The 1,790-nt window shown below is 40.0% G+C and carries 4 protein-coding genes; 3 read left to right on the top strand and 1 reads right to left on the bottom strand.

Annotated elements, in window-relative coordinates; genetic code table 11:
* Both G4P69_RS37740 and G4P69_RS37735 read left to right on the top strand, forming a co-directional pair.
* The coding region (locus G4P69_RS37740; RefSeq protein ID WP_208355041.1) for a cysteine hydrolase family protein at positions 1-411 on the top strand (411 nt) is incomplete at its 5' end.
* A 19-nt stretch (positions 412-430) separates the two neighbouring features.
* Positions 431-880, top strand: coding sequence for a cupin domain-containing protein (locus tag G4P69_RS37735; protein WP_208342502.1), 450 nt, complete (start codon positions 431-433; stop codon positions 878-880).
* A 10-nt stretch (positions 881-890) separates the two neighbouring features.
* Here G4P69_RS37735 and G4P69_RS37730 read toward each other — a convergent pair whose 3' ends face one another.
* Positions 891-1,085, bottom strand: a complete 195-nt coding sequence (locus G4P69_RS37730; RefSeq protein ID WP_208342500.1) for a hypothetical protein — start codon at positions 1,083-1,085, stop codon at positions 891-893.
* 147 nt (positions 1,086-1,232) lie between these two features.
* Here G4P69_RS37730 and G4P69_RS37725 point away from each other — a divergent pair, with 147 nt between their 5' ends.
* Complete coding sequence (locus G4P69_RS37725; protein WP_208342498.1) at positions 1,233-1,784, top strand: SRPBCC family protein; 552 nt, start codon at positions 1,233-1,235, stop codon at positions 1,782-1,784.
* The last annotated feature ends 6 nt before the right edge of the window (positions 1,785-1,790 follow it).

The raw sequence follows: 1,790 nt of genomic DNA, 5'->3' as shown, positions 1-1,790 counted from the left end.
AACCCCACAGGAGATGGTGTGGGCCTAGGCGATCCACTACCTAGTAATGGTGCTAAAGTACTCATGGCAGGTAGTTGGGCAGCAGCGGTAGTAGATGAACTAGAACCAATCCCTGGAGATATTAAGATTGAAAAATACCGTATGAGTGGTTTTTGGGATACACCGTTAGATAGTATTCTACGGAATATGGGGAAAACCACACTATTTTTTGCCGGGGTTAATGCTGACCAGTGTGTAATGACAACCCTCTGCGATGCCAACTTTTTAGGGTACGACTGTGTGTTAGTCAAAGACTGCACTGCGACAACTTCCCCGGAGTATTGTTGGCTAGCAACATTGTACAACGTTAAGCAGTGTTTTGGTTTTGTTACAGATTCACAAAATATTTTAAAAGCTTTGAATAACAGTTAACAAACACTAGGAGACATCTATGCAAGACGCTAGTTGTGTGATTGCTGTTGCTAAATCTCCGAAAGATTACCAAGCATATCGCATTAGTCCTAATGACACAAATCGCCTAGCTATTATATTTGATACAGCAAGCGCGAATACTTCCTTAACTTGTTGTTTAGAAATTTTTGATGTTGGTGGCAAAACCCCACCAAATCGCCATCAATGGGCAGTAGAAATGTTTTTTGTGATCAAAGGAGAAGGAGTAGCAAGCTGCGATGGTAAGACTATACACATTAAAGCTGGAGATAGCTTGTTGGTGCCTCCTACTGGAACTCATGTGATCCAAAATACAGGTTCTGCTCGCTTATATACGCTGACTCTTATGGTTCCTAATGAGGACTTTTCTGAACTTATTCGTAGTGGTACGCCAGTAGAGTTAGATACGGAAGACATCGCAGTATTAAGGAGATTAGATAGTCTTAGGTGATTTGAAAATTTCAAAAACGCCACCAGGTTTTCTGGACATAACTAATAATCGCCATAACGATAGCAGCCAGGCACAATAACCAAATAACTCCTCCTGGTATGTTCGTCAGAATACCAAAACCTCTTAGTACCCAGACAGCTATGGCAATACCAAAGAATACACCGATAAACTGAGTTAATGTGCGATTTAATTTAGAAGAATTCATTTGATTTCCTTAAAAACCTGATAAAGTGATCATCTTACTTGATCTAGAAACAGATAGAGTAGGTTAAACTCGATCAACATATATTTTCTAGTTTAAACGCCTGACGTGAATGAGCTAGAAAACTGTTGAGGAGTGATTAAGATCGTTATGCGTACGTCTTCTTTAGAATCAGGTCATACAGGTTCAGGAATGGTTTGGAGTCAGGAAAAACAAAGGTCGCTGATACAAGGTAAAATTTTAGTTGAAACCCAAGCTTACACTGCTTGGGGTGGTTGTGTTACCGCTTGTATGTATGTGCCATTGGTGCGATCTCATGTATGGCAGCAGTTAACCGATTATCCACGTTGGGTGCAATACTTTCCCGATATTACTAAAAGCGAAGTGTTGCAAAAAGGCAAGGTCAAGCGTGTGTACCAAGCTGCTCAAAAAGCCTTTTTATTTTTTACAGCTCAAGTCGAAATTTATTTAAATGTAGTAGAAGAACTGGGACAGCGAATTCAATTTCGATTTGAAAAAGGGAGTTTTCACGATTTTAACGCGAATTTAGAGTTAGTAGACTGTAACGGCGGCACTTTACTAACTTATACCGTGCAGGCAACTCCTAATATCCCCATACCATCTATTTTCATTCAACAAGCAATGAATTTTGAGTTGCCTGAGAATATGCGTAAAATGCGGCAAGAGCTTTGTAAAGGCTGATAATCG

This window comes from Aetokthonos hydrillicola CCALA 1050 (genome assembly GCF_017591665.1).
GTDB lineage: Bacteria > Cyanobacteriota > Cyanobacteriia > Cyanobacteriales > Nostocaceae > Aetokthonos > Aetokthonos hydrillicola.
Note: the sequence above shows the minus strand (reverse complement) of the source record. Positions and strands in the feature narration are given on the sequence as shown.

What these genes read in the sequence shown, in the direction of transcription:
- G4P69_RS37735 (WP_208342502.1), top strand. Translation starts at nt 431, where the DNA reads ATGCAAGACGCTAGTTGTGTGATTGCTGTTGCTAAATCTCCGAAAGAT.
- G4P69_RS37725 (WP_208342498.1), top strand. Translation starts at nt 1,233, where the DNA reads ATGCGTACGTCTTCTTTAGAATCAGGTCATACAGGTTCAGGAATGGTT.
- G4P69_RS37730 (WP_208342500.1), bottom strand. Translation starts at nt 1,085, where the DNA reads ATGAATTCTTCTAAATTAAATCGCACATTAACTCAGTTTATCGGTGTA.